The sequence below is a fragment of the Kluyvera sp. 1366 genome (assembly GCF_054823405.1).
Genome location: NZ_JBTRDW010000012.1, coordinates 38,537 through 63,664 on the forward strand (window position 1 = coordinate 38,537; position 25,128 = coordinate 63,664).

Sequence of the window (25,128 nt, forward strand, 5' to 3'; positions counted from 1 at the left end):
GTTCTGGTCAAAGAGGGGAGAAGGCGACCATTACAAGAGGCGGGGCAGATTTTGACAAACCTGTTTTTCGTTAAGAATAGTTGTCAAATGTGAGCAGAGAAAATGAGCAGCAGGTGAAAACCTGCTGCATCAAGAGATTAGATATAGAGAGACGCTTCACCCGGCGGACGGGTTTTGAAGCGACGATGCAGCCACAGATATTGGTCGGGCGCGCGCAGAATTTCATTCTCAATCACGCGATTCATGTAAGCAGCGGCAGCGGCTTCATCTTCATACGGATAATTTTCCAGTTCAGGCTGAATAATCAGCTGATAACCGCTCTTATCCTGGTTACGAATCAATACGATGGTCAGCATTGCCGGTTTTGCCAGACGAGACAAAACATAGGTGCCGTTGGTGGTCGCCGCTTGTTTCACCGCAAACAGCGGAGCAAACACGCTGCCTTTGGGGCCGTAATCCTGATCCGGTGCGAACCAGACCGCTTCGCCTTTTTTTAGCGCCTGCACCATGCCGCGCAAATCGCGACGATCGATCATCGCTTTATTCGAACGCATGCGACCCTTGGTTTGTGCCCACTCCATCGCCTGATTATTGTGCGGACGATACATCGCCATCATTGGCTGGCATAAACCGGTAATGCGGCCGCCCAGTTCCAGCGACATAAAGTGCACACCGATGACCATCACACCACGCTGGTGGCTTTGTGCGTGCTGCAGGTTTTCCAGACCATGCACTTCGAAGTAACGACGCACGCGTGCATCAGACCAGAACCAGGCAATGCCGGTTTCTGCCAGCGCCATTCCTAGCGATTCGAAGTTGCCGGCGATCATCGCCTCGATTTTCTCTTCCTTAATATTGGGGAAGCACAGCTCGATATTGCGACGGGTGATGCGTTCGCGGCGCTTCAGGAAGTGACGCGACAATTTGCCAGCGCCAGCACCAAGCCGGATCAGAATGGGGTAAGGAAGTTGCACCAGCAGCCACAGCACACCTAGCCCAAACCAGGTAAACCAATAACGGGGATGCAGAAGTTTGGAACGGAACTGCCTGGATTTCGTCATAACGCCTTCATGTCGGGGAAAAATGTATCGCACGAAGAAAAAGGGTCCCTGAGTTCCTGGAGCGGTACAACTGTATTGATTACGACCAGCACTTTAGCAAAAAGTGCCGTCAATGTTACCCAATCTCTGCAATCCTCAGGATTGAGCACATTCATGGTTAGAACGGCCTCATTCTATCACCTTTTATTCATTCCCTTTAAAAACAGCAGGGTAAACTCGTCCTAAAGAAGTCAAAATAGCCATCACGTAGTGGATTAAGAACTGTCTGTTAATAAGGACACACTAATCTTTACGCTTTATTTACTTTGCTCAGGAAGATTAAAGCGTTTGTCTTCAGGAAAAAGCTGATGACCGCGCTGATGCAGTCTCTGTTGCCATTCCATGTCTCCCTGCAACATGGCAATTTTAAGCAGTGAGTAGGTTACATTGGCATCATGGTGCTTTGTCAGGTATTCCCTAGCCCACACTTTGAATTGGATTAATTGCCCGACATCTTTTGTGCTGTTGAACGTCATTAGACGATGAAGGTTTGCATCAAACTGATAGCGCTCCCATTGGGCGTAAGGATTAATAAGTTGCTCAGCATGGGAAAAATCAGCAAACCGCTTAATACCAGAGCATGTGGCGCTAACTGTTAGAGCGGATGCTCAAAAGTAGATGTGCCACATTAGGCAAGATCATCATCCATAACGTATAGGCGCGTCGCCTTGCATGAGGGCTACCGGTTACGACGGGCTTGAAGCATGCCCATATTAATAGAGCCGCTCCCTCCAGCGCAATAACGCCATTTTCTACCCACTGAAAAAGAATTTCATTATGCGGATGCAGTGCCGGTCATACTAATCAGAGTTGGTATGGCTACAGTGACTGGATCAGTAAACTTCACTTTCACATCTGCTTGTGCACTAAGTGAAGGGCGACAGATTTCTCGATAAATTAATAGGAAAAGTAAAATATTAATATCGTCAGTAATATACAGAAAAACAACGTTTTTTATTATAAAAGCGTTAATAAGATAGGTGCTTGTGATACTTAGATAGATTTTTTCTGAAATTAAAGACATGTCTTATACACAGCGAGAGAAATGCAATCATTTTAAAATGATTAAGACCTTCTGTTACGTTACCTGATAATAATCATAATCTTTTCATGAATTGCTTTCGCTACCTATTACGGCGGGAGATTTATAAAGAGTTGATCAGGGCACATATCTTTTGAATGCCTGAATGTTATTTTGTGCAAAGATTTCCCGGTCTTAATCTGATGATTACCAAAGAGAATAAATTCTATGACACATAAACGTTTGCTGGATTGCTCAGCTTCCGAGCTGCTGCCGATGGATAAAGATGCGTTGATATATGCTGTGCGTGCCAGCGAAGGGCGGGTGGTAGTCAGCGAAACTATCGGCATGACTTCACCCTTGCTGCATAATATTACTAACGCCGAATTGGCGGCCTCTCAGGGGGCTGATATTATATTGATTAACATGTTCGACAGTGAAAACCCTGTTATTCATGGCATGCCCGCAAACATTGCGCCGGAACAAATATTACATGAATTATGCCGGCTGACCGGGCGTATTATTGGGGTCAATCTTGAAGCGGTAGATCCTGATTTTAATGCCACGCATCTTGATGAATTACAAATGGTGCCAGGGCGCGCAGCAACAGCGGAGAACGCCTGCCGTTTGGTGCAAATGGGAGCCAAAATTTTGGTTCTCACGGGCAATCCTAATAACGGTGTGAGCAATCGTGCGCTGGCTAAAGCGGCGAAAATGATCCGCGAGGCGGTTGGTAACAGCGCACTCATTATCACCGGTAAGATGCATGGTGCTGGCATTGTTCAGGAGAGTGGCAGCGACATCCTCACCGAGCAAGATATTGCTGAGTTCGTGCATCAAGGGGTTGATGTGGTGTTAGTGCCTGCACCCGGCACACTACCGGGTATGAGTCAGCAGAAAGTTGCCTCACTGATTGAATGTATTCATTCGCATGGCGCTTTGGCGATGACCGCGATCGGGACATCGCAAGAGGGGGCAGATGTGAATACCATTCGTCAAATCGCGTTAATGAGTAAGATGGCGGGCGCAGATCTTCATCATATTGGTGACACCGGTTACATCGGGATGGCATTGCCTGAAAATATCATGGCTTACAGCATTGCCATTCGCGGTATCCGACATACTTACACGCGCATGGCACGCTCAATAAATCGCTAACCCGCATTAATCGTCAAGCCCGTAGGATGACGGACTTGACGTTATTAATGGAGGGCGTGATCACTCGATGTTCTGAATCTGCTCACGCATCTGTTCAATCAACACTTTCAGCTCAATCGCTGATGTCGTGATCTCGGCATTAATTGATTTTGAAGCCAGCGTGTTCGACTCGCGGTTGAACTCCTGCATCATAAAGTCGAGGCGGCGGCCAACGGCTTCTTTCTTTTTCAGGATGTTGTAGGTTTCTTTAACGTGCGCATCCAGGCGATCCAGCTCTTCCGACACATCGGTGCGCTGCGCCATCATCACCAGCTCTTGCTCCAGGCGATTATTTTCCAGCTGCACTTCGGCTTCTTCCAGCTTGGTGACCAGACGCTCGCGCTGCCATTTAATCACATCTGGCATCTGCGCGCGCACTTTGCTGACTTCGTGCGATACGCCTTCCAGACGCTGTTCAATCATCGCTTTCAGCGCGGTGCCTTCGCTTTCACGCGCTTCGATAAAGTCATCTAACGCGCCATCCAGCGCCACCAGCAGTTCGGCGTTGATGGCATCGAGATCCTGCTCTTGCGCGGACATCACGCCCGGCCAGCGCAGAATATCCAGCGGATTGATCGCGCCTTCATCACTCTGCATCTTCACCCAGTTGGCGGCCTGCACCAGCTGTTTGGCCAGTGATTCATTCAGCTGCAGTTCGCCTTGTGCGCTGGCATCGGCATCATAACGCAGGTTGCATTCGATTTTACCGCGCGTCAGGCGATTACGGATGCGCTCGCGGATGACCGGCTCCAGGCCACGAAATTGCTCCGGCAGACGGATATAGGTTTCCAGATAGCGCTGGTTAACCGAACGAATTTCCCAGGCGGCGCTGCCCCAGTGGCCTTTGGCTTCGCGGCGGGCGTAAGCGGTCATACTGCGGATCATAATCGTCTTCTCTTTTTCAGAAATGTTGGGTGAAGTATAGCGAGGCAGCCTCGACGCTAACAGGCATAAGCGCACTTAAGCGTGAATAACAAAAAATTACCTCTTTTACCGACAGACACTTATGCTTAGCGCTGGTTCGCTTAAAAGGATGAAGTGATGTTCCGCTCTCTGGCTCTTCCTGCTTTATTAACCTTACTGCTCGCTGGCTGTCAGGCTCCGTCGACGAAAACGCATCAGATCCCGCCCAACACCGCGCCGGTTGCGGTATGCGGTTCTGGTGACGTGATGATGCAAACAACGTTGTGGTTTGGCATGAACAAACCGAAAGGTGGCATCGTCAGCAGCAGCGAATGGCAGCAGTTTGTCGATAACGATGTGACGCCGCGTTTCAAAGACGGTTTATCGGTATATGACGCCAAAGGTCAGTGGCTGGGCGAGAACGGTAAGCTGGCGCGGGAAAACAGCAAAGCATTGATGCTGATTCACACTCCGGATGTGGCGAGTTCTGACAGCATCAACAAACTTCGTGATGTGTATAAACAGCGCTTCGAGCAGGAATCGGTGATGCGGGTTGATTCACTGGTGTGCGTGGCGTTTTAAAAAATGGCGGCCATGCAGCCGCCATGCGTTATCAGATAAACAGCCCGGCGAACGCGGCCGACAGCAAGCTCACCAGCGTGGAGCCATACACCAGCTTCCAGCCAAAACGGGAAACCACATTGCCCTGTTTCTCGTTCAGGCCTTTAATCGCACCGGCAACGATGCCGATTGAGGCGAAGTTAGCGAACGAAACCAGGAACACTGACAGAATCCCCAGTCCGCGTGGCGTCATTTCAGCCGCCACTTTCTTCAGCTCGATCATCGCGACAAATTCATTAGCTACCAGTTTGGTGGCCATAATACTCGCCGCCTGCAAAGCATCGGCGGAGGGAATGCCAACCAGCCATGCAAACGGATAGAAAACGTAGCCGAGTAAATGCTGGAAGCTGTAACCAAATACTGCCGCAAACAGCGCATTGATCGCCGCAATCAGCGCGATAAAGCCAATCAGCATCGCCATGATGATCATCGCCACTTTAAAGCCAGCGAGAATGTATTCGCCCAGCATCTCAAAGAAGCTCTGATCTTCATGCAGCTTATCCAGCGCAATCTGCTCTTCGTTTTCCGGGCGGGTGGGATTGATGATCGACAGGATAATAAAGGTGCTGAACATATTGAGCAGCAGCGCCGCAACCACATATTTGGCATCAATCATCGACATATACGCGCCAACAATCGACAGCGAAACCGTCGACATCGCCGTCGCCGCCATGGTGTACATGCGTGGCGCGGAAATATCAGCGAGAATGCCTTTATAGGCAATGAAGTTTTCCGACTGGCCGAGAATCAAGGTGCTGACGGCGTTAAACGACTCCAGCTTGCCCATGCCATTCACTTTCGATAACAGAGTGCCAACGGCGCGAATCAGCAGCGGCAGAATGCGCCAGTGCTGCAAAATGCCGATCAGTGCGGAAATAAACACAATCGGGCAGAGCACGCCGAGGAAAATAAAGGCTAATCCCTGATCTGCCATATTGCCGAAGACAAAGTTGGTCCCTTGCGCGGCGTAGGTTAATAAGGTTTCAAAGAAGCCGCCCACCGCAGTGACTACCGATTGGCCGCCGGCCGAGTGCAGGAAGAACCAGCCCAGCGCGGCTTCGACAATCAGCAGCTGAATAATAAAGCGAGGACGAATGCGTTTGCGGTCGTGGCTGACCAACAGCGCAAGGGCAAAAATCACCACCAGCGCCAGCAGGAAATGGAGTATCGCGATCATCATTTATCTTTTTAAGGGAGGAAACGCGCATTTAGCCACAGCCACCACAGAATTTCATCCAGGATTGTGGCGATCGCGGGCGGGACAGCCGCAGCTGAAGTCCGTATAATGCGCAGCCAAACCTAAGCAAGCCGGAGAGAAACCATGCGTCCAGCAGGCCGTAGTGCATCTGAAACACGTCCCGTCACACTCACTCGTCACTACACCAAACATGCAGAAGGCTCTGTGCTTGTTGAATTCGGCGAAACCAAAGTGCTGTGCACCGCAACCGTCGAAGAGAGCGTGCCGCGTTTCCTCAAAGGCAAAGGTCAAGGCTGGATCACCGCGGAATACGGCATGCTGCCGCGTTCGACCCACAGCCGCATGGCGCGTGAAGCCGCCAAAGGCAAACAGGGCGGACGTACGCTGGAGATTCAACGTCTGATCGCCCGTTCACTGCGCGCAGCAGTGGATTTGCAAGCGCTAGGTGAATTCACCATCACGCTGGATTGCGACGTGATTCAGGCCGATGGCGGTACGCGTACTGCATCCATTACCGGTGCCTGCGTGGCGCTGGCCGATGCGCTGAATGCGCTGGTTGCGGCTGGCAAGCTGAAAGCCAGCCCGCTGAAAGGTATGGTGGCGGCGATTTCTGTGGGTATCGTCGGCGGTGAAGCGCTGTGCGATCTGGAGTATGTGGAAGATTCCGCCGCAGAAACTGACATGAACGTGGTGATGACCGAAGACGGCCGCATGATTGAAGTGCAGGGCACCGCAGAAGGTGAGCCCTTCAGCCACGACGAGTTACTGCAGCTGCTGGCGCTGGCGCGAGGCGGCATTGAGCAGTTGATTCAGGCGCAGAAAGCGGCGCTAACTAATTGATGTAACAGGCGACCATAGAGTCGCCTTTTCTTTATTTGAGGAGTGAGAAATGAAAGCCTGGCAGCGTCAGTTTATTGAATTCGCCCTGAACAAAGGGGTGCTGAAGTTTGGTGAGTTCACCCTGAAATCGGGACGTAAAAGCCCCTATTTCTTCAATGCCGGTCTGTTTAATACCGGTCGCGATTTGGCGCTGTTAGGCCGTTTCTACGCGCAGGCGCTCGTTGATGGCGGCGTTGATTTCGATCTGCTGTTTGGCCCGGCGTACAAAGGCATCCCAATTGCCACCACTACCGCGGTGGCGCTGGCCGATCATCATGAACGTGACGTGCCTTACTGCTTCAACCGCAAAGAAGCCAAAGATCACGGCGAAGGCGGTTTGCTGGTGGGCAGCCCGCTGCAAGGCAAAGTGATGCTGGTGGATGATGTGATCACCGCCGGTACCGCGATTCGTGAATCAATGGATATCATCAGTGCGCATAATGCGACATTGGCGGGCGTGTTGATTTCGCTAGATCGTCAGGAACGCGGTCGCAGCGATATTTCGGCGATTCAGGAAGTGGAACGTGACTATAAGTGCAAAGTCACGGCGATTATTACCCTGGCTGAGCTGATTGATTACCTGGAAGAGAAGCCGGAGATGGCTGACCATCTGGCGAAAGTGCGCGCGTATCGTAAAGAGTACGGGATTTAATTATTCGGTAATGAGGTCGGCATTTATGCCGACCTGGTCTTTTAAACCAACTGCGCCGCCATTAGCGGCCAGCGGCTCTCGAAATCTGCGGTCGGACGAAAGCGGAATTCGGAGCGCACATAGCGCGACAACAGCCCTTCACAAAACGCCAGTAACTGGCTCGCCAGCAGCGTTTCGTCGTTCTGGAAACCTTCACCATCACGCATTTTCTTCTCGCGCATCACCTGACGCAGCTGCACTTCAATACGCTCAAACAGCTGATTGATACGCCCTTGCAGGCGATCCTGTTCAAACATCAGCGCGTGGCCGGTCAAAATACGCGTCAGCCCCGGATTACGCTCACCAAATCCCAGAATCAGCTGCACGATTAAACGCAGGCGCGTCAGCGTCTCTTTTTCATCTTTCAGGATCAGATTGATGCGGGTAATCAGACTGTCTTCAATAAACTCGATCAGGCTGTCAAACATGCGCGTTTTGCTGGGAAAGTGGCGATAAAGCGCCGCTTCCGACACGCCGACATTAGCGGCCAGCTTCGCGGTGGTGATGCGCTGACTGCCATCGCCCGACTCCAGCATTTGCGCCAGCGCCTGCAAAATCTCTTCGCGACGATTCCGTTTCGCGACTTTTTTTTCTGCCATGACCTTCAACACCCCTGAAATTCACCAAAAACAGGCAATACTGCCTCATCTGCCACAGACATAGCGGCCTGTGGCGACAAGAAATAAAAAGATGGCTAAGCGAAAAGTGTCGCGTATTACTGGCGGCCTGAGTGACCGAAGCCGCCTGCGCCGCGGTCGCTGGTGTCAAAATCTTCCACCAGGTTAAATTCGGCCTGCACGACCGGCACGAAGACCAGCTGTGCTAAACGGTCGCCTGGCTGCAGCGTGAAGCTGTCCTGACCGCGGTTCCACACGGAAACCATCAGTTGGCCCTGATAATCGGAGTCGATTAAACCGACCAGATTACCCAGCACGATGCCATGTTTATGGCCAAGACCGGAGCGCGGCAGAATCACGGCGGCAAGAGCAGGATCGGCAATGTGAATCGCCAAACCGGTGGGAACCAGCGTGGTCATGCCTGGTGTGATTTCAAGCGCATCATCCAGGCAGGCGCGTAAATCGAGGCCTGCGGAACCAGAGGTTGCATAAGTCGGCAGCGGGAATTCGTTGCCCACGCGTGCATCAAGAATTTTAACGTCGATTTTTTTCATCATAACGGCTGACAATCTCGTCTAGTAATTGTTGGCCAAGGAGCGTCTTATCACTGAGCGGTAAGACTTTTTCTCCTTCCTGCCAAAAAAGGTGAAGAGCATTGGTGTCGCTATTGAAGCCCTGACCCGCCTGCGCCACATCGTTCGCACAAATCAGATCCAGGTTTTTTCGCACCCGTTTTTGCCGCGCGTATTCTTCCACATTCTGGGTTTCGGCAGCAAATCCCACAACATAAGGGCGATTTTCCTGCAGCGCCGCGACGCCTGCGACAATATCGGGGTTCTTCACCAACTGCAGCGTGACGCTGTCGTCGCCACCCTGTTTTTTGATTTTCTCTGCGGCAATGTTAGCCGCCCGGTAGTCTGCCACGGCTGCGCTGGCAATGAAAATATGTTGTTGCTGGATTTGCGCCATCACCGCCGCTTCCATCTCCAGCGCGCTGTCGACGTCCAAGCGTTGCACGCCAACTGGCGTTGGCAGCGCCACCGGGCCGGTAACCAATGTCACCTTCGCACCGCGTTTGGCCGCAGCCGCAGCAATCGCAAATCCCATCTTGCCCGAGCTGTGATTGCTGATATACCGCACCGGGTCCAGCGCTTCGCGGGTTGGACCGGCGGTGATCATAATGCTGAGATGTTGCAGATCGTTGACGGGCGCAGCCCACTCCAGCGCGTGCGCCACAATCGCCAGCGGATCGAGCATGCGGCCGGGACCCACATCGCCGCACGCCTGGCTGCCGCTGTCGGGGCCCCAAATCAGTACGCCGCGCTGCTGCAGACGCTGCAGGTTCTCTTGCGTGATCGCCGCGCGGTACATCTGTTGATTCATGGCCGGGACGATGGCAACCGGCGCTGCGCTTGCCAGGCACGCGGTGGTGACCAAATCATTCGCCATGCCGGCAGTGACGCGGGCAATCAGATCGGCGGTAGCCGGCGCCAGCACAATTAAATCGGCCCATTTCGCCAGTTCAATATGGCCCATCGCCGCTTCGGCTGCCGGGTCGAGCAAATCATCAAATACCGGATAACCGGAAACCGCCTGCAGGCTCAGCGGAGTAATAAAGGCCCTGGCCGCTTCGGTCATCATTACGCGCACATCAGCACCGCGATCGCGCAGCCGACGCACCAGCTCCGGCGCTTTGTATGCAGCAATGCCGCCGCTCACGCCCAGCAGAATTTTCTTTCCAGCTAATCCCGTCATGTTGTTCGCCTCAAAGCAAATTGCCGCGTCAGGGGCGGCAGATGCAGGCAACTTTATCACAAAATCCACAGTGCGCCTTTTCACTGCCTGCGGCCTTTGCGAGCTGGCTCTGAAATCGTTCAGCGCGTGCTGGCGCTGACGGTGGCTGACGCGCAGAATCGCCGCATCGCAGGGAGGAGATGGTCATGACGGAACTGGCACCACGGGAAAAACTGATGTTAATGGGCGCTGAAGTGTTGAGTGATGCTGAGCTGCTGGCGATTTTTTTGCGTACCGGCATCAGCGGCACCAGCGTGCTGCTGTTGGCGCATCAGATGTTGAACGAGTTTGGTTCGCTCTATCGCATTATGACGGCCAGCAAAGAGGAACTCGGGCAGATTAAAGGCGTGGGCAGCGCCAAAATGACGCAGCTTTATGCCATCGCGGAACTGGGAAGGCGATTTTTTGCCAGCCAGCTGGCGCGGGAAAACGTGATGGAGAATCCGCAGGTGACGCGCCATTACCTGCAAAGCGTGCTGGCGCATCAGGAGCGCGAAGTGTTTATGGCGCTGTTCCTCGATAATCAGCACCGCGTGTTGCAGGCGCAGAAGATGTTTTCCGGCTCGATTGCCAGCGTGGAGGTTCACCCGCGCGAAATCGTGCGCGAAGCGCTGAAACTTAACGCGGCGGCGGTGATTCTGGCGCACAATCATCCGTCGGGAATCGCTGAACCCAGTCGCGCCGACCGCGATATTACCGGAAAAGTCGGGCAAGCGTGCGCGCTGCTCAATATCCGTTTACTTGATCATTTGGTGATCGGTCACGGCGAGTTTACCTCTTTCGCCGAGCGCGGTTGGTTGTAATTCATCGATTCAACTGAACAGAAATAGGGCATTTTTGCGCGATCCAGAGGGATCTTTATCTGTTCGGGACTTGAGCACTCGGGCTGAGCGGCGTATACTACGCCACCTTTGAGAATCTCGGGTTTGGCGTTTGGGCCAGCTTAGCGGGTTCACATGGAACTCGCCTGGGCGGGCTAAGGCCTGACGAGGCGGCCAAAACCTAGTTTTTAAAGCTCGAGCTGATTTGATTTTTGGAGAATAGAAATGTCACGAGTCTGCCAGGTAACTGGAAAGCGTCCGGTAACGGGTAACAACCGTTCCCACGCAATGAACGCGACGAAACGCCGTTTCCTGCCGAACCTGCACTCTCACCGTTTCTGGGTTGAGAGCGAAAAGCGCTTCGTTACTCTGCGTGTATCTGCTAAAGGTATGCGTGTTATTGATAAAAAGGGCATCGATACGGTTCTGACCGAAATCCGCGCCCGTGGTGAGAAGTACTAAGGAACTGAATCATGGCTAAAGGTATTCGTGAGAAGATCAAGCTGGTTTCCTCTGCTGGTACAGGTCACTTCTATACCACCACGAAGAACAAACGTACTAAACCAGAGAAATTAGAACTGAAAAAGTTCGATCCGGTTGTACGTCAGCACGTGATCTACAAAGAAGCTAAAATTAAGTAATTTTAGTGTTCTGTGAAAAACCCGGCTTCGGCCGGGTTTTTTGTTTCTGCGATTCGTTGAGGAGATGAGATGCCTGAATTACCTGAGGTAGAAACCAGTCGTCGCGGTATCGAACCCCACATGGTGGGTGCCACGATTCTGCATGCGGTGGTGCGCAATCCACGTTTGCGCTGGCCGGTCTCGCATGAAATCCACGCGTTGAGCGACCAACCCGTATTGAGCGTGCAGCGTCGCGCTAAATATCTGCTGCTCGAACTACCGCATGGCTGGATCATCATTCACCTCGGCATGTCCGGCAGTCTGCGCGTGCTACCCGGCGAACAACCGGCCGCCAAACATGACCATGTCGATTTAGTGATGAGCAACGGCAAAGTGTTGCGCTACACCGATCCACGTCGCTTTGGCGCCTGGCTGTGGAGCAATGACCTCGCAGGCAGCAGCGTGCTGGCGCATCTCGGTCCGGAGCCGCTCAGCAGCGAATTTGATGGTGCCTATCTGTTTGAAAAGTCACGCGGCAAACGCACCGTGATTAAACAGTGGCTGATGGATAACAAAGTGGTGGTGGGCGTCGGAAACATCTACGCCAGCGAATCACTGTTTACTGCCGGGATCTTGCCCGATCGTTCGGCAATGAGTTTGAGTCAGGAAGAGGCCGAGTTGCTGGTTAACACCATCAAAGCGGTGTTGTTACGCTCGATTGAGCAGGGCGGCACCACGCTGCGAGATTTCCTGCAAACGGACGGTAAACCCGGCTACTTCGCGCAGCAGTTGCAGGTTTATGGCCGCGCCGGCGAACCTTGCCGTGCCTGCGGTACGCCGATTGTCAGCGGCAAACATGGTCAGCGCAGCACCTTCTGGTGTCCACGCTGCCAGCACTGAGTTAAGGCTGCGCCAGTCGCGCCAGTAACGCCTTGTGCACAACGGCAGGCAGAAATGCCTGCACGTCACCGGCATGGCGCGCGACTTCTTTGACCAGCGAAGAAGAGACGAACGAGAAACCTTCTGACGGCATCAGAAACACGCTCTCCAGCGTGGGCAACAGATGACGATTCATCTGCGCCAGCTGCAGCTCATATTCGAAATCCGATACCGCACGCAATCCACGCACCAGCACATTGGCATTCTGCGCCTGGGCAAAGTTCGCCATCAGGTCGCTAAACCCGATTACTTCGACATTCGGCAGATGTGCCGTCACCTGACGCGCCATATCCACGCGCTCATCGAGACTAAACAGCGGCTTTTTACTCGGGCTGGCGGCAATCGCCACGACGATGTGGTCAAACATCTTCGCTGCACGCGTCACAATATCCAGATGACCCAACGTGAAGGGATCAAAGGTGCCGGGATAAATCGCTTTCGTACTCATACGCGACCTTGTGTTGAGGTGTGATGCAGCGCCCAGAGCGCCGAGTATTTGTTGAAAGTGTACTGCGCATTAACCACCGCCAGAATCCAGCCCTGCTTGCCATCGAGAAAACCGGCGCGCAGCAGCAGGGTTTTAACAAATGCGCCGAGCGTGTGGCTAAAGATCGAGAACAAGCCGCAGCGTTTGCCGCGCTGGAAACGCTCATTTGCCCAGGCTTCGGCATAGTTCATCTGCTTACGCTGAAACGCAATCAGGTCACGACAGGTGAGATGTTGCAGATCGCCCGCCAGCTTCACTACCGGCGCACCCTGCGTCTCCAGTGATTCATGCACCAGATTGTCGTTGTAATTGAACTTGCGCGGATAGAGGCGCATAACGCGATCGGGATACCAGCCGCTGTGGCGCATAAAGCGGCCAAGAAACAGGTTGCTGCGACCGAGGCTGTAAACATTGTCCGAGGCAGGCTGTGCGAGAACCTGCTCGATAGCGCGACGCAATTCGGGTGTAACGCGTTCGTCGGCATCGATCATCAAAATCATCTCGCCTTGCGCATGGGCCTGCGCGCGCTGGCGCTGCTTGCCAAACCCCTGCCAGCCTTCAGCCTGGAAAACCTGCGCGCCCTGTTCGCGAGCGACCTGCATCGTGTTGTCGCTGCTGCCGGAATCGAGCACCACAATCTCATCTGCCCAACTGACAGAAGCCAGCGCCTCCGGCAGCAGTTCAGCTTCGTTTTTGGCGATCATCACCACGGAGAGACGTTGGCGTTGCGACATGAATTAGTGAGCTCGCGGCGGTAGGTGAGGTTCGAGTAACTGTAGCAGACGCTGTAATGCGCCCTGATTTTGATGCAGCACTTCCACAGCATGACGGCCGTAATAGCGGCGATAATCGTCATCCTGCAGCAGGTTAGCGACTTCTTTCTGCAGCGATACCACGTCAGTAACGGTAATCAGCCCTTCGGCCTGCTGCAGCTTGGCGCAGATATCTTTGAAGTTCCAGATGTGCGGGCCCATCAGCACCGGAATGGCATGCGCTGCCGGCTCCAGCGGATTGTGGCCGCCGCGCTCAACCAGGCTGCCGCCAACAAAGGCGAGGTCGGCGATGCCGTACAGCATCATCAGCTCGCCCATGGTGTCGCCAATCACCACCTGCGTGGAGCTTGATGGAATTTCGCCGCTGCTACGCAGGATAAAGCTGAAGCCGCGTTTTTGTGTCAGGTCGCAGGCATCTTTGAAACGTTCCGGATGGCGCGGCACCAAAATCAGCAGCAGATCGGGGAACTGCTGCAGTAGACGTCGATGCGCATCGAGCACAATTGCCTCTTCGCCTTCGTGAGTGCTGGTGGCGATCCACACCGGACGACGCGACGCCCACTGACGACGCAGCGTGACCGCTTTTGCCGCCAGCTCTGGCGTTACGGAGATATCAAACTTGAGGCTGCCGGTAACGGTGAGATGCGAACGTTTCAGGCCAAGGCTGAGGAAACGGTCGCCATCTTCGGCGTTTTGCGCGGCAATCAGCGTGATGCGCTGCAGCAGGTCGCGCATAAAGCCGCCGAGTTTCTTGTAGCCTTTGGCCGAGCGCTCAGATAGGCGCGCGTTGGCAATTACCAGCGGAATCTTGCGCTGATGCAGAATACGGATAATGTTTGGCCACAGCTCGGTTTCCATGATGATCACCAGTCGCGGATCGACGGTATCGAGGAAACGGTTAATCGAACCTGGCAGATCGTAGGGCAGGTAAACGTGGTGTACATCTTTGCCAAACGCGGACTGCGCACGCTCGGAGCCGGTTGGCGTCATGGTGGTGACGGTAATCGGCAGCGTTGGATAGCGGTGGCGCAACGCGCGCACCAGCGGCACTGCCGCCAGCGTCTCGCCGACGGAAACCGAGTGCAGCACAATGCCATGTGGCAGCACTTTTCCGCTGCAATAGCCGTAGCGTTCTGCCCAGCGTTTACGATAGGCCGGTGCTTTTCGACCGCGCAGCCACAGGCGCAACCAGATTAGTGGCTGAATCAGGTAGAGCAAGGCTGTGTATAGAGTCGTCATAGTTACCGTTACGACAGAATCGCGTCAAAAAACAGATGAAAGGCGGCATGTTATCAGAAATTAACCGCCTGCTCATACCACTTCGTCAGCTGGTCTGCAGCACTTGCTGATACAGCGAGGTCAGCGCGTGCGCCAGCCGCTGCGGACCATAAGGTTCAATTCTGCGACGTGCGGCTTCGCCCATGGCAGAATTGTGTGAAAGCGCCGGTGTTGCCAGCACGGCTTCGTTTAACGCGTTGATATCTAATGCATCGCAGACAAAACCTTCCTGACCCGCAGTGATAAACTCTGCGCCGCCGCAGCCGGTGCTGGTGATCACCGCCAGGCCGCAAGCCATCGCTTCCAGCACTACATTTGGGAAGGGATCATAAAGCGTAGGCAGCAGCAGCGCATCGGCTGCATGGTAGAACGGTTGCACGTCCTGCTGCACGCCGACGAAGCGTAAGCGATCGAGGCAATTGAGCTGGTTTGCCAGCTGCTGATAGCGCGACAGCTGCTTATCCTGGCCGACCACCACCAGATAGCGATCGCTTTTCGCCACCGCTTCAATCGCCGCTTTTAAGCCTTTACGCTCAAAACCCGAACCCACGTAAATCATCACCGTGGCATCCTGCGGCAGTTTGAGCTGCTGACGTGCTGCATGACGCAGCGCTTCGCTGGCTGGCTGGAAGCGTTGGCTATCAATCGCGTTGTGAATCACATGGATCTTGCTGGCATCGAGCCTGAAATGACGCAAAATATCCTGTTTCACCATCTCTGAGTTACAGATCACCGCTTTCAACGACGGCGCGTTGAACATATCGGCTTCCGCCTGTAACACATAACGATGATAACGACTAAGGCGGGCGCTTAAGCGCTGCCACGGCGTCACAATGCGCGCGCGCTGCTCCAGCCAGACGCGATGCACGCCATCACCGGCACGAAAGATATCGCAACCGGCGATGCGTTCGTGGCTTTGCACAATATCGAACTTTTCGCGTTCCCAGCATGCACGCGCGGCACACGCAAAACCGCGCTCGCGCGAGATGCGACCGAATTTCGCTGGATTGCAGATGTGCAGATGCCAGGCCGGATTCGGCGTGCCCTGCCAGCTGCGAGTGATGATATTGAGATCGAGCTGCTCGCTATCCAGCGCTTCCAGCGCACGCGAAATAAAACGTTCAGCGCCGCCGTCTGGGCGGTATTTCTGCCGGACAATCGCCAGGCGTAACTTACTCATGCAAAAAACTCCGGGCGGCAGCCACCACATCCTCAACGGGAATGGCAGAAAGATAGCGCTGTTGCGTGTTGGTATCGATGTCGTCTGGCGAGGGTAGCGGGCCGTAATCACCGGCCCAAATCACGCGATTATGATCGCCCCACGGACGCCAGTGTTGCAGCTTGGTCGGTCCAAACAGCGCAAGACACGGCGTTTCCAGCGCGGCGGCCATGTGCATCGGCGCAGAATCTACGCCGATAAACAGCTGTGCCGCGTCAATCAGCGCCGCCAGCTGCGGCAAGGATAATTCTCCCGCCAGCGACACCACATTGTGGCTGCGACACAGCGACTGAATATTGGCGATCATTGCCATTTCTTTCTGGTCCGGCGCCGCCGTCAGTACCACGGTGCGGCCTTCGGCAGCGAGCGCATCAATTAGCTGTGCGACTTTTTCATCTTCCCAGCATTTAAACAGCCAGCGTGAAGTGGGTTGCAGCACAACAAACGGCATTTTCACCGCATGATGAGCCAGTACATCCTGCACTTTTTGTTGATCGGCTGTGCTGAAATGCATCGAGGCTTTTGCGCCGGCGGCGCTGATGCCCAGCGGCTTCAGCGCGGCCATATTCTGTTCAACCGTATGCAGCTGATGATGATCTTCCGTACTGACCAGATGGTTGTGCATCCAGCGCCATAAGGCGTTATCACGTTTGCGGAAGGCAAAACCAATACGCACCGGCGCGCCAGAGAATCCGGTAATGATGGCGCTGCGCCACTGATCGGCGAGGTTAATCACCAGGTCATAATGGCACGCGCGCACCGCGGAAAGCAGGGCCATTTCATGCCGGAATTTCTGCCAGCCGCCTTCCTTCTTCCAGTTGCGATCGATGATGTGCAACTGGCGAATGGCCGGGTGCGCCTCCAGCATTGGACGGGTTTCTTTGTAGAGCAGAACGTCGATGTTCGCCTGAGGATAGCGTTGGCGCAGCGCGTTTATCGCGGGCGTGGTCAGCAGCATGTCGCCGTGATGACGCAGCTTGATCAGCAGAATATTTTTCGGTGCAAATTGGTCTGGAATCGGGCTTGCCATACTCAAATGATCTCAGAATTCAGTCAGCTGATTGTAAGGCAAACCCCAAAGGCGTGAAAGCCGGACGCGGCGCTTATTTCTTGCGCCAGCGGTAAATCCGGCTTAGCCACAGCAGCAGTTGATACCATTGCTTTATACCGCGCGCGTTACGCAGCATGCGCCTGTGAGTTTGCGTAGCGAACAGATCGGCAATCATCGCCTGACGTGCGCTCTCTTCGGGTTCGCGTCGGATACAGTGGCAGACGCTGAGCGCCTCATGCGTAATCTGGTAGTGAAATGCCGGGTAGATTTTTACCTTATGACGGTAGCGTGCATTGAGCTCTTCCAGCAACTGCGCGATTCTCAGGTAGTGACGCTGATATTCCACGTTACGCTGGCCGGTGCGCTTACGGTTGCTGATGGAAGCATCATGCATGTAGTAGCAATACAACACTTTATCGGTGTAACGCACACGTTGTGCGTTGAGCATGAACTCGGTGGTCCATGGAATGTCCTGATGATGCAGGCCGGGTTCAAAGTAGAGTTTGAGCTGTTTGATCAACTCTCGGCGGTAAATGCCCAGCCAAACCACATGCATGTAGCGATGCGTTTGCAGCGCCTTATTAAGCCACTCAGGGCCGCTCAGTACCTCGGTGCTGGTGAGGCGATCGAGCGGAATCAGCGGTTTTACTTGCTGGCTGGCTTTGAAAAACCATTCCGCGTTGCACTGTGCAGCATCAAGGTTGTCGCGCTCCGCCATCTCAACCAGCGTTTGATACATCGCGGCATCCATGGTGTCGTCAGCATCCGGAAACGAAACGTACTTACCGCGCGCCACCGCTAAGCCCGCATTACGCGCGCGCGATACGCCGCCATTGGTCTGATGGATAACGCGAACATGGGGATGCTGCTGCGCATAAGCATCAGCACGCTCCCCCGAACCGTCAGTGGAACCATCATCGACAATGATAATTTCCAGTGAGGTGAGAGTTTGAGCCAGTAGCGAATTCATAAACGTCTCAAACATCACACCAGCGTTGAACAGGGGCGTGATGACCGAGAGCAAAGGGATAGTTTGCGACATTGTTCATCTAATAATTTACAAATTTATTACATCAATTATTAGTAGGGAATTCAGAACTTTTTGCACATTAATGGTCAAAAGCCTTTTGTTCCCTGGTTTTCCGCATTTTTTTTGAGTTTGTCTTAGTGGATAAGCGAGACAACGCTCCTCAATCTGGGCATCAGCATGAAAAATATTCTCGTGATTAGGCGCGATAACATTGGCGACATGGTGTGTACCACCCCGCTACTGGAAGGGTTAAAACGGGCCTTTCCCGAGGCAAAACTGACCTTGTTGGTAAACAAAGTTGCTGAGGATGTGGTGAGCCATAATCCGCATGTTGATCGCCTGTATGTTTACAAGAAAGCCAAGCACCGCGCTAAAAACGAAACCACGCTAGGTGTCTATTGGCAGCGAATAAAGGTCATGCTGGCGCTGCGTAAAACGCGCTTTGATGCGACCATTCTGGCGAATCCTGTGCCGTGTAAATACAGTCTGCGATTGGCGAAAATGGCCGGTGCAGGGAATGTGATTGGCGCGGCTCAGAATGACGCACAGCTTGATCATCCGTTCCAGAAAAGTGATTTCCACGGCGAGCATCAGGTTGAACACACTTACTCTTATCTCTCTGCGCTAACCAGCACGCCGCCTGCTATACCCGCTGTGAATCTCTATCTCTCCACCAGCGAACGTGAAGCAGCTGGCAAACGCATCAGCGCTCTGTTCCCCTCATTGGGCAAGGTTTACGGCGTGCACATCAGTAGCCGCAGCCCAAAGCGCCGCTGGCCGGTTGAATCCTATGCGGCCTTTATCAATAAGCTGCTGGAAGATGAGCAGGCGCGCGTGCTGGTATTCTGGTCGCCGCAGGGAACGCTTGATTTCAATGATAAAGGCGATGCAGTACGCACCGATGAGCTGATGCAGTTGGTCAATTCGCCGCGTGTGGCGCGCTATCCCACCGCATCTGTGCGCGAACTGGTGGCGGGTTTTGATCGCTGTGAGCAGATTCTGTGTAGCGATGGCGGGCAGATGCATCTTGCCGCCGGGCTGCACAAAAAGCAGGTGGTGTTTTTTGGTGATACCAATGCCAGCCGGTGGCATCCGTGGTCAGGGGAATACCGGATCATGCAGACCGCTTCGGGCGAATGTCAGGATGTCTCGCCAGAAGCAGTATGGGAAGCATGGCAGCAACTCAGCGTTAAGCCTGTTGCAATTTGAAGTTGTCGTGATACTCCGACAGTGTTTGTCCGACGAAGCGGGGGGCTAACCAGCTAAACAACGCTTCTAAATCTTCGTACAGTCGCTCGATATCCTGTTGGTTTTTGAACGTTGGACTGCCGTCAGGCATAAATTCTGAGCTGTGCAGCATAAACTCGGCGTAATCCTGGCCTTCGGCCAGCGACATTTCAACCACGCGTTTCATGTCAGCCAGATTCCCGCCTGATGGACGTAACCAATAAACGGCAGGACTCTTTTGTTTGCCGCGTAAGCGGTACAGACCCTGTTTGACCGTATTCATCAGCGGTGAATACTTGTATTGAATACTCATGGGGATTTCGAGCAGCGAGGAGTGACCGCTGCGTGAGATGTCGTCAGGATCGATAAAATAAGGTTTATGCGGGAAGTGAGTGTAGTTCGTGCCGCCTTTCCCCTGCGGCGCACCACGGGTGTAGGCCCAGTTAACGCGCGGTGTGACGGAGCAGTCAACCTTATAGCCCAGTTCAGTTAAGATCGCCGCATAGCGCTCATCAAAAGCCCAGCGTCCGGCACGATGGCTGAGCATTTTTGTCTGGAACTTCTCCTCCAGCAGATCAGTCATATAGGCAACTTTATCCCGCAGTACTGCATCGGGATATTCAATCAGAAAAGGTTGCCAGCGCCAGTCATCATCGGTGAGTGGCGCTTCCGGTGGGCTGTTCCAGGCGTGAAGATGCATGCCAATTTCGCCCTGCTTGCGTGCAATCACATCTTTGCCGAATTCGACAAAAGCAGGATCCGTTGCCATTTCATAGTTGGTTAGCCAGGTAGGTTTAAAACCATAGCGCTCACATAAAGCCTGAAAGCGTGGCAAATAGCCGGTATTTTCAGTGGTGATGGAGCGATGATTGCGCCAAAGGTTGTCGCCTTCGGTGTCTATGGTAATAAGGAAAGCATGCCGGGTCATGTTTGCCGCCTGAGGCCAATAAAATCGCAATGTTACGCTGTGCTTTTCAGTGACGCAAAACTAATTGCTGCAGATGCTTAGAGCGAAAATAGCGCCGTGAAAAATCGGATTTGCTAGCAGACTGCGTTAAGATTCACGCGGCAATATTTAGTCAAACAGAGTTTTAAAATCAGACAGGTGGAGCATTTTGTCAAAGCGCATACTGATGGTGATTGATGGTTTACCGGGCGGTGGAGCCGAAAAAGTCGTGCTGACGTTGGTGACCGGTATGCTTGAGTTGGGACATCGGGTGTCGCTGTTTTCGCTGCGCAAAGTATGCGATTACCCTTTGCCTGACGGCGTTGATTATCAGGTCATCCAGGATACGAATCGTCAGCCCTGGCGCAAGCTGACCGAATTAACGCGTCGCGCCAGATTGCTGAATGATGCTGTTCTGCGGGCAGAACAGCGCGCCGGTAAGTTCGATTTAGTGGTATCTCATTTACACAAAACCGATCGTATTGTGCGCCGTTGTCGGACGCTCTTGCCTCGTAAAACCTGGTTTTGTCTACACGGTGTATTCTCCGCCTCCTATCTGGGCCATCGTGCGGGACTATCGCGCTGGTTAAAAGCACGCAAAATTCACCGTGTTTATCAGGCACGCAACGTGATTGGCGTCTCTGCTGCTGTGGTGGAAGACCTAAAGACTGCTTTTGCGGTTACGCCGGCGCGCGAGGCCGTGATTGGTAATCCGTTCGATATCGAAGATATTATGCAACGTGCAGCCGAGCCGGCTGATGTGCCGCCGCAAGGATTTCTGGTCCATGTGGGGCGATTTCACGAAACCAAACGTCATGATCGCTTGTTGCAAGCCTATGCACTGAGCAACATACCGCTGCCGCTGGTGTTATTAGGCCAGGGATCACCGCAGCGTACAGCTGCGCTGCAGACGCTGGCCCAGCAGTTGGGTATTGCGGATCGCGTCATCTTTCAGGGATTTACGCTCAATCCTTATGCGTGGATTAGCCGGGCAACAATGCTGATAGTCAGCTCGGACAGCGAAGGTTTTGGTAATGTCCTGATTGAAGCGATGCTGTGCGGCACGCCGGTGGTGAGTACGCGCTGTCCGGGTGGGCCAGCTTCGTTACTACAAGGCGATTTGGCGCGCGGACTGGCGGATTTAACACCTGAATCTGTGGCAGAAAAGATGCTGGAGATTTATCAGTCCCCACCTCAGCTCCATGCTGGTGAGTTCGCTGCTTTTGATACCAAGGTCATTTGCCAGCGCTATCTGGCGCTGGCCGAATAATCATAAATGGGAGCATTGCTCCCTTTTATGAGTGTTTAATCCCAGCTCAACACCACTTTGCCGGATCTTCCCGAGCGCATCTCATCAAAGCCCTGCTGGAACTCATCGATGTGATAGCGATGGGTGATGATAGGCGTGAGATCGAGGCCGGACTGAATCAGCGCGGCCATCTTGTACCAGGTTTCGAACATCTCGCGGCCGTAGATGCCTTTGATGAACAAGCCTTTAAAGATCACCTGATTCCAGTCGATGGACATCTCGCCCGGCGGAATGCCCAGCAGCGCGATGCGGCCGCCGTGGTTCATTACCTCCAGCAAGGTGCGGAACGCCGGTGGCGCACCAGACATCTCCAGACCGACATCAAAACCCTCGGTCATGCCGAGTTCGGCCATCACATCACGCAGATTTTCCTGCGCCACGTTGACAGCGCGCGTTACGCCCATTTTGCGCGCCAGATCGAGGCGATAGTCGTTGATGTCGGTGATCACCACATGGCGCGCGCCGACGTGCTTGCACACCGCCGCCGCCATGATGCCAATTGGCCCGGCACCGGAGATCAGCACATCTTCGCCCACCAGATCGAACGACAGCGCAGTGTGCACCGCATTGCCAAAGGGATCGAAAATCGCCGCCAGTTCATCAGAAATGTTGTCGGGAATTTTGAAGGCATTAAACGCCGGAATCACCAGATATTCGGCAAAGCAGCCCTGACGATTGACGCCAACGCCTACCGTATTGCGGCACAGATGTGTGCGTCCAGCGCGGCAGTTGCGGCAATGGCCGCAGGTGATGTGGCCTTCACCGGAAACACGATCGCCAACGGCAAAGCCCTTAACTTCCTGGCCCATTCCCACCACTTCACCCACATATTCGTGGCCGGTGATCATCGGCACCGGAATGGTTTTGCGCGACCAGTCATCCCAGTTGTAGATGTGCACGTCGGTACCGCAGATAGCGGTTTTACGAATCTTAATCAGTAGGTCGTTATGGCCGGGTTCAGGTATTGGCGCGTCCTTGACCATCCAAATGCCTTCTTCGGCTTTTAATTTGGCGAGTGCTTTCATTTCCCTGCTCCTGAAATAACGCCCAGCTGTTGACCAATACGGGTGAAGGCCGCCACGGCGTGTTCCAGCTGCGCCTGCGTATGTCCGGCAGAGATCTGCGTGCGGATACGTGCCTGACCTTGCGGTACCACCGGATAGAAGAAGCCTGTGACGTAGATTCCTTCCTGCTGCAACAGGCTGGCAAATTGCTGCGCCACTTTGGCATCGCCCAGCATTACGGGGATGATGGCGTGATCGGCGCCAGCCAGCGTGAAGCCTGCGGCAGTCATCTTCTCGCGGAAGAAGCGGGCATTTTCCCACAGACGCTGGCGCAAACCGTCACCTTCACTCAGCAGCTCCAGCACGCGCAGCGAGGCAGCCACAATCGCAGGCGCCAGCGAGTTGGAGAACAGATACGGACGCGAGCGCTGACGCAGCCACTCAACCACTTCTCTTTTCGCCGCCACGTAGCCGCCCGATGCGCCACCCAGCGCTTTACCCAGCGTGCCGGTCAGAATGTCGACGCGATCCATCACGCCGCAATATTCGTGCGTGCCGCGTCCGGCAGAACCCACAAAGCCCACCGCATGGGAATCATCGACCATCACCAGCGCATCGAACTCATCGGCCAGATCGCAAATACCCTGCAGATTGGCAATCACGCCATCCATCGAGAACACGCCATCGGTGGCAATCAGGATGTGGCGCGCGCCTTTGTCGCGTGCTTCCTGTAAACGCGCACGCAGCTCACTCATGTCATTATTGGCGTAACGATAGCGCTGCGCTTTACACAAACGCACGCCATCAATGATCGATGCGTGATTAAGGGCATCTGAAATAATCGCGTCTTCGGCGCTGAGCAGTGTTTCAAACAGGCCGCCGTTGGCATCAAAGCAGGACGAGAACAGAATCGCGTCTTCCATGCCGAGGAACGCGGCCAGCTTGTGTTCCAGCTGCTGGTGGATGTCCTGCGTGCCGCAGATAAAGCGCACCGAGGCCATACCAAAACCGTGCGTATCCATGCCGTCTTTCGCCGCCTGGATCAATGCCGGATGATTAGCTAAACCCAAATAGTTATTGGCGCAGAAGTTGATGACGGGCGGGCTGTTAGCTACGTTGATTTCTGCCTGCTGCGCCGACGTGATGGTGCGTTCTTGTTTGAACAATCCGTCCTGACGTGTTGTCTCAAGTTGTTGACGAATTTGCGAATAAAACTGACTGGACATGATTATGCTCCTCAGATAGCAAATATTTGGCACATATTACTGATCGAAAAGCGAATCAACGACATTTCAGCCATCAATATCTCGGTTTTGCAGCATAGTTCACGCTGCGAACAGGATTTGTGCAGCGCATACGGCGTCATCTGGCTGCCTGCGTCTGGCTGAAATGTTATGATGATAGGCATTCGTGGGTGAAACCTCCTGTTTCCCCCCAACTCTTTAAAGGCAAAGCATATGATTATCGTAACCGGTGGCGCTGGCATGATTGGCAGCAACATTGTTAAAGCGCTGAACAACCGCGGTCTGACCGACATTTTGGTGGTGGATAATCTGAAGGATGGCACCAAGTTCGTGAATCTGGCGGATCTCGACATCGCCGATTACATGGATAAAGAGGAATTCCTCAGCTACATCATTTCTGGCGAAGATCTCGGCCCCATCGAAGCCGTGTTCCATGAAGGTGCGTGTTCCGCAACCACCGAGTGGGATGGCAAGTACATGATGGATAACAACTATCAGTACTCGAAAGATCTGCTGCACTTCTGCCTCGAGCGCGAAATCCCGTTCCTCTACGCCTCATCTGCTGCCACTTACGGCGGCCGCAATGAGAACTTCATCGAAGAGCGTCAGTACGAGCAGCCGCTGAATGTGTACGGCTACTCAAAAATGCTGTTCGATCACTACGTGCGCCAGATTCTGCCTGAAGCAGACTCACCGGTGTGCGGCTTCCGTTACTTCAACGTGTACGGTCCGCGTGAAGGCCACAAAGGCGGCATGGCGAGCGTCGCGTTCCACCTCAATACGCAAATTAGCAACGGTGAAAATCCAAAACTGTTCGAAGGCAGCGACGATTTCCGCCGCGACTTCATCCATGTTGATGACGTGGTTGCGGTAAATCTGTGGTGCTGGGAAAACGGCGTTTCCGGTATCTACAACTGCGGAACTGGCCGTGCTGAATCTTTCCAGGAAGTGGCGGATGCGGTGCTGAACTTCCATCAGAAAGGCCAGATTGAATACATTCCGTTCCCGGACAAGCTGAAAGGCCGTTATCAGGCGTTTACCCAAGCCGATCTCACTAATTTGCGTGCAGCCGGTTATGACAAGCCGTTCAAAACCGTTGCGCAAGGCGTGGGCGAATATATGGCCTGGCTGAACCGTAACGTATAAGGAAACCGGCAGC

At 53.8% G+C, this 25,128-nt stretch carries 27 protein-coding genes; 11 read left to right on the plus strand and 16 right to left on the minus strand.

Features of this window, described 5'->3' with window-relative positions; all coding sequences use genetic code 11:
* Positions 1–137: 137 nt before the first annotated feature.
* Both lpxP and ACVLVH_RS21830 read right to left on the minus strand, forming a co-directional pair.
* Positions 138–1,061, minus strand: a complete 924-nt coding sequence (lpxP, locus tag ACVLVH_RS21825) for a kdo(2)-lipid IV(A) palmitoleoyltransferase (RefSeq protein WP_101760701.1) — start codon at positions 1,059–1,061, stop codon at positions 138–140.
* A 296-nt stretch (positions 1,062–1,357) separates the two neighbouring features.
* Positions 1,358–1,576, minus strand: a complete 219-nt coding sequence (locus ACVLVH_RS21830; RefSeq protein WP_312462329.1) for a hypothetical protein — start codon at positions 1,574–1,576, stop codon at positions 1,358–1,360.
* A 773-nt stretch (positions 1,577–2,349) separates the two neighbouring features.
* Here ACVLVH_RS21830 and ACVLVH_RS21835 point away from each other — a divergent pair.
* Positions 2,350–3,279 carry a DUF7916 family protein gene (locus tag ACVLVH_RS21835; protein ID WP_312462328.1) on the plus strand — a complete coding sequence of 310 codons (930 nt, stop codon included), beginning with the start codon at positions 2,350–2,352 and terminating at the stop codon, positions 3,277–3,279.
* A gap of 60 nt (positions 3,280–3,339) precedes the next feature.
* Here ACVLVH_RS21835 and ACVLVH_RS21840 read toward each other — a convergent pair whose 3' ends face one another.
* The gene (locus ACVLVH_RS21840; RefSeq protein WP_280172222.1) at positions 3,340–4,203 is read right to left on the minus strand and encodes a YicC/YloC family endoribonuclease; all 864 of its coding nucleotides are present in this window, start codon (positions 4,201–4,203) and stop codon (positions 3,340–3,342) included.
* Positions 4,204–4,359: 156 nt separating this feature from the next.
* On the opposite strand from ACVLVH_RS21840, the gene ACVLVH_RS21845 reads away from it, so the two are divergent.
* A complete protein-coding gene (locus ACVLVH_RS21845; protein ID WP_210081787.1) occupies positions 4,360–4,803 on the plus strand; it encodes a DUF3574 domain-containing protein in 444 nt (147 codons plus the stop codon).
* 31 nt (positions 4,804–4,834) lie between these two features.
* On the opposite strand, the gene ACVLVH_RS21850 is transcribed toward ACVLVH_RS21845, so the two are convergent.
* Positions 4,835–6,019 carry a NupC/NupG family nucleoside CNT transporter gene (locus ACVLVH_RS21850; RefSeq protein ID WP_137386922.1) on the minus strand — a complete coding sequence of 395 codons (1,185 nt, stop codon included), beginning with the start codon at positions 6,017–6,019 and terminating at the stop codon, positions 4,835–4,837.
* 144 nt (positions 6,020–6,163) lie between these two features.
* On the opposite strand from ACVLVH_RS21850, the gene rph reads away from it, so the two are divergent.
* The gene (gene rph, locus ACVLVH_RS21855) at positions 6,164–6,880 is read left to right on the plus strand and encodes a ribonuclease PH (RefSeq protein WP_101760691.1); all 717 of its coding nucleotides are present in this window, start codon (positions 6,164–6,166) and stop codon (positions 6,878–6,880) included.
* Positions 6,881–6,929: 49 nt separating this feature from the next.
* Positions 6,930–7,571, plus strand: coding sequence for an orotate phosphoribosyltransferase (gene pyrE, locus ACVLVH_RS21860; protein WP_008109749.1), 642 nt, complete (start codon positions 6,930–6,932; stop codon positions 7,569–7,571).
* A gap of 41 nt (positions 7,572–7,612) precedes the next feature.
* Here pyrE and slmA read toward each other — a convergent pair whose 3' ends face one another.
* From slmA to coaBC, 3 genes are all read right to left on the minus strand, one after another.
* Positions 7,613–8,209, minus strand: a complete 597-nt coding sequence (gene slmA, locus ACVLVH_RS21865; protein ID WP_008109747.1) for a nucleoid occlusion factor SlmA — start codon at positions 8,207–8,209, stop codon at positions 7,613–7,615.
* Between the two features lie 116 nt (positions 8,210–8,325).
* A complete protein-coding gene (dut, locus tag ACVLVH_RS21870) occupies positions 8,326–8,784 on the minus strand; it encodes a dUTP diphosphatase (RefSeq protein ID WP_167391166.1) in 459 nt (152 codons plus the stop codon).
* Positions 8,762–9,982 carry a bifunctional phosphopantothenoylcysteine decarboxylase/phosphopantothenate--cysteine ligase CoaBC gene (gene coaBC / locus ACVLVH_RS21875; protein WP_192415293.1) on the minus strand — a complete coding sequence of 407 codons (1,221 nt, stop codon included), beginning with the start codon at positions 9,980–9,982 and terminating at the stop codon, positions 8,762–8,764. Before coaBC ends, dut begins: the two co-directional genes overlap by 23 nt.
* 185 nt (positions 9,983–10,167) lie before the next feature.
* On the opposite strand from coaBC, the gene radC reads away from it, so the two are divergent.
* The 4 genes from radC to mutM all read left to right on the plus strand — a co-directional run bounded on the left by radC (position 10,168) and on the right by mutM (position 12,362).
* Positions 10,168–10,824 (plus strand): RadC family protein, encoded by a 657-nt coding sequence (gene radC, locus ACVLVH_RS21880; protein ID WP_101760688.1) that lies wholly within the window; start codon positions 10,168–10,170, stop codon positions 10,822–10,824.
* 243 nt (positions 10,825–11,067) lie between these two features.
* A complete protein-coding gene (gene rpmB, locus ACVLVH_RS21885; RefSeq protein WP_007885297.1) occupies positions 11,068–11,304 on the plus strand; it encodes a 50S ribosomal protein L28 in 237 nt (78 codons plus the stop codon).
* A gap of 11 nt (positions 11,305–11,315) precedes the next feature.
* A complete protein-coding gene (rpmG, locus tag ACVLVH_RS21890; protein WP_001051798.1) occupies positions 11,316–11,483 on the plus strand; it encodes a 50S ribosomal protein L33 in 168 nt (55 codons plus the stop codon).
* 69 nt (positions 11,484–11,552) lie between these two features.
* A complete protein-coding gene (gene mutM, locus ACVLVH_RS21895; protein WP_101760687.1) occupies positions 11,553–12,362 on the plus strand; it encodes a bifunctional DNA-formamidopyrimidine glycosylase/DNA-(apurinic or apyrimidinic site) lyase in 810 nt (269 codons plus the stop codon).
* A 1-nt stretch (position 12,363) separates the two neighbouring features.
* Here the strand turns inward: mutM and coaD are convergent, their stop codons facing one another.
* From coaD to ACVLVH_RS21925, 6 genes are all read right to left on the minus strand, one after another.
* Complete coding sequence (gene coaD / locus ACVLVH_RS21900) at positions 12,364–12,849, minus strand: pantetheine-phosphate adenylyltransferase (RefSeq protein ID WP_192415295.1); 486 nt, start codon at positions 12,847–12,849, stop codon at positions 12,364–12,366.
* On the minus strand, positions 12,846–13,622 hold the full coding sequence (locus ACVLVH_RS21905; protein WP_192415297.1) for a glycosyltransferase family 2 protein: 777 nt from the start codon (positions 13,620–13,622) through the stop codon (positions 12,846–12,848). The genes coaD and ACVLVH_RS21905 overlap by 4 nt, the downstream gene beginning before the upstream one ends.
* 3 nt (positions 13,623–13,625) lie before the next feature.
* Complete coding sequence (waaA, locus tag ACVLVH_RS21910) at positions 13,626–14,900, minus strand: lipid IV(A) 3-deoxy-D-manno-octulosonic acid transferase (protein ID WP_101760684.1); 1,275 nt, start codon at positions 14,898–14,900, stop codon at positions 13,626–13,628.
* A gap of 85 nt (positions 14,901–14,985) precedes the next feature.
* Complete coding sequence (locus ACVLVH_RS21915) at positions 14,986–16,119, minus strand: glycosyltransferase family 4 protein (protein ID WP_192415299.1); 1,134 nt, start codon at positions 16,117–16,119, stop codon at positions 14,986–14,988.
* On the minus strand, positions 16,112–17,188 hold the full coding sequence (rfaQ, locus tag ACVLVH_RS21920; protein ID WP_192415300.1) for a putative lipopolysaccharide heptosyltransferase III: 1,077 nt from the start codon (positions 17,186–17,188) through the stop codon (positions 16,112–16,114). Before rfaQ ends, ACVLVH_RS21915 begins: the two co-directional genes overlap by 8 nt.
* Before the next feature lie 73 nt (positions 17,189–17,261).
* Positions 17,262–18,251 carry a glycosyltransferase gene (locus tag ACVLVH_RS21925; protein ID WP_192415302.1) on the minus strand — a complete coding sequence of 330 codons (990 nt, stop codon included), beginning with the start codon at positions 18,249–18,251 and terminating at the stop codon, positions 17,262–17,264.
* A gap of 165 nt (positions 18,252–18,416) precedes the next feature.
* Here ACVLVH_RS21925 and ACVLVH_RS21930 point away from each other — a divergent pair, with 165 nt between their 5' ends.
* Positions 18,417–19,448, plus strand: a complete 1,032-nt coding sequence (locus ACVLVH_RS21930) for a glycosyltransferase family 9 protein (RefSeq protein ID WP_192415304.1) — start codon at positions 18,417–18,419, stop codon at positions 19,446–19,448.
* On the opposite strand, the gene ACVLVH_RS21935 is transcribed toward ACVLVH_RS21930, so the two are convergent.
* The gene (locus ACVLVH_RS21935; protein WP_192415306.1) at positions 19,429–20,394 is read right to left on the minus strand and encodes a polysaccharide deacetylase family protein; all 966 of its coding nucleotides are present in this window, start codon (positions 20,392–20,394) and stop codon (positions 19,429–19,431) included. The genes ACVLVH_RS21930 and ACVLVH_RS21935 overlap by 20 nt on opposite strands.
* A 205-nt stretch (positions 20,395–20,599) precedes the next feature.
* Here ACVLVH_RS21935 and ACVLVH_RS21940 point away from each other — a divergent pair, with 205 nt between their 5' ends.
* Positions 20,600–21,682: a glycosyltransferase gene (locus ACVLVH_RS21940; protein WP_498950036.1), complete on the plus strand. Its 1,083-nt coding sequence runs from the start codon at positions 20,600–20,602 to the stop codon at positions 21,680–21,682.
* A gap of 35 nt (positions 21,683–21,717) precedes the next feature.
* On the opposite strand, the gene tdh is transcribed toward ACVLVH_RS21940, so the two are convergent.
* Both tdh and ACVLVH_RS21950 read right to left on the minus strand, forming a co-directional pair.
* Positions 21,718–22,746 (minus strand): L-threonine 3-dehydrogenase, encoded by a 1,029-nt coding sequence (gene tdh / locus ACVLVH_RS21945; protein WP_101760674.1) that lies wholly within the window; start codon positions 22,744–22,746, stop codon positions 21,718–21,720.
* On the minus strand, positions 22,743–23,951 hold the full coding sequence (locus ACVLVH_RS21950; protein ID WP_110868205.1) for a glycine C-acetyltransferase: 1,209 nt from the start codon (positions 23,949–23,951) through the stop codon (positions 22,743–22,745). The genes tdh and ACVLVH_RS21950 overlap by 4 nt, the downstream gene beginning before the upstream one ends.
* A 231-nt stretch (positions 23,952–24,182) precedes the next feature.
* Between ACVLVH_RS21950 and rfaD the strand changes: the two genes are divergently transcribed.
* Positions 24,183–25,115 (plus strand): ADP-glyceromanno-heptose 6-epimerase, encoded by a 933-nt coding sequence (rfaD, locus tag ACVLVH_RS21955; RefSeq protein ID WP_192415308.1) that lies wholly within the window; start codon positions 24,183–24,185, stop codon positions 25,113–25,115.
* The last annotated feature ends 13 nt before the right edge of the window (positions 25,116–25,128 follow it).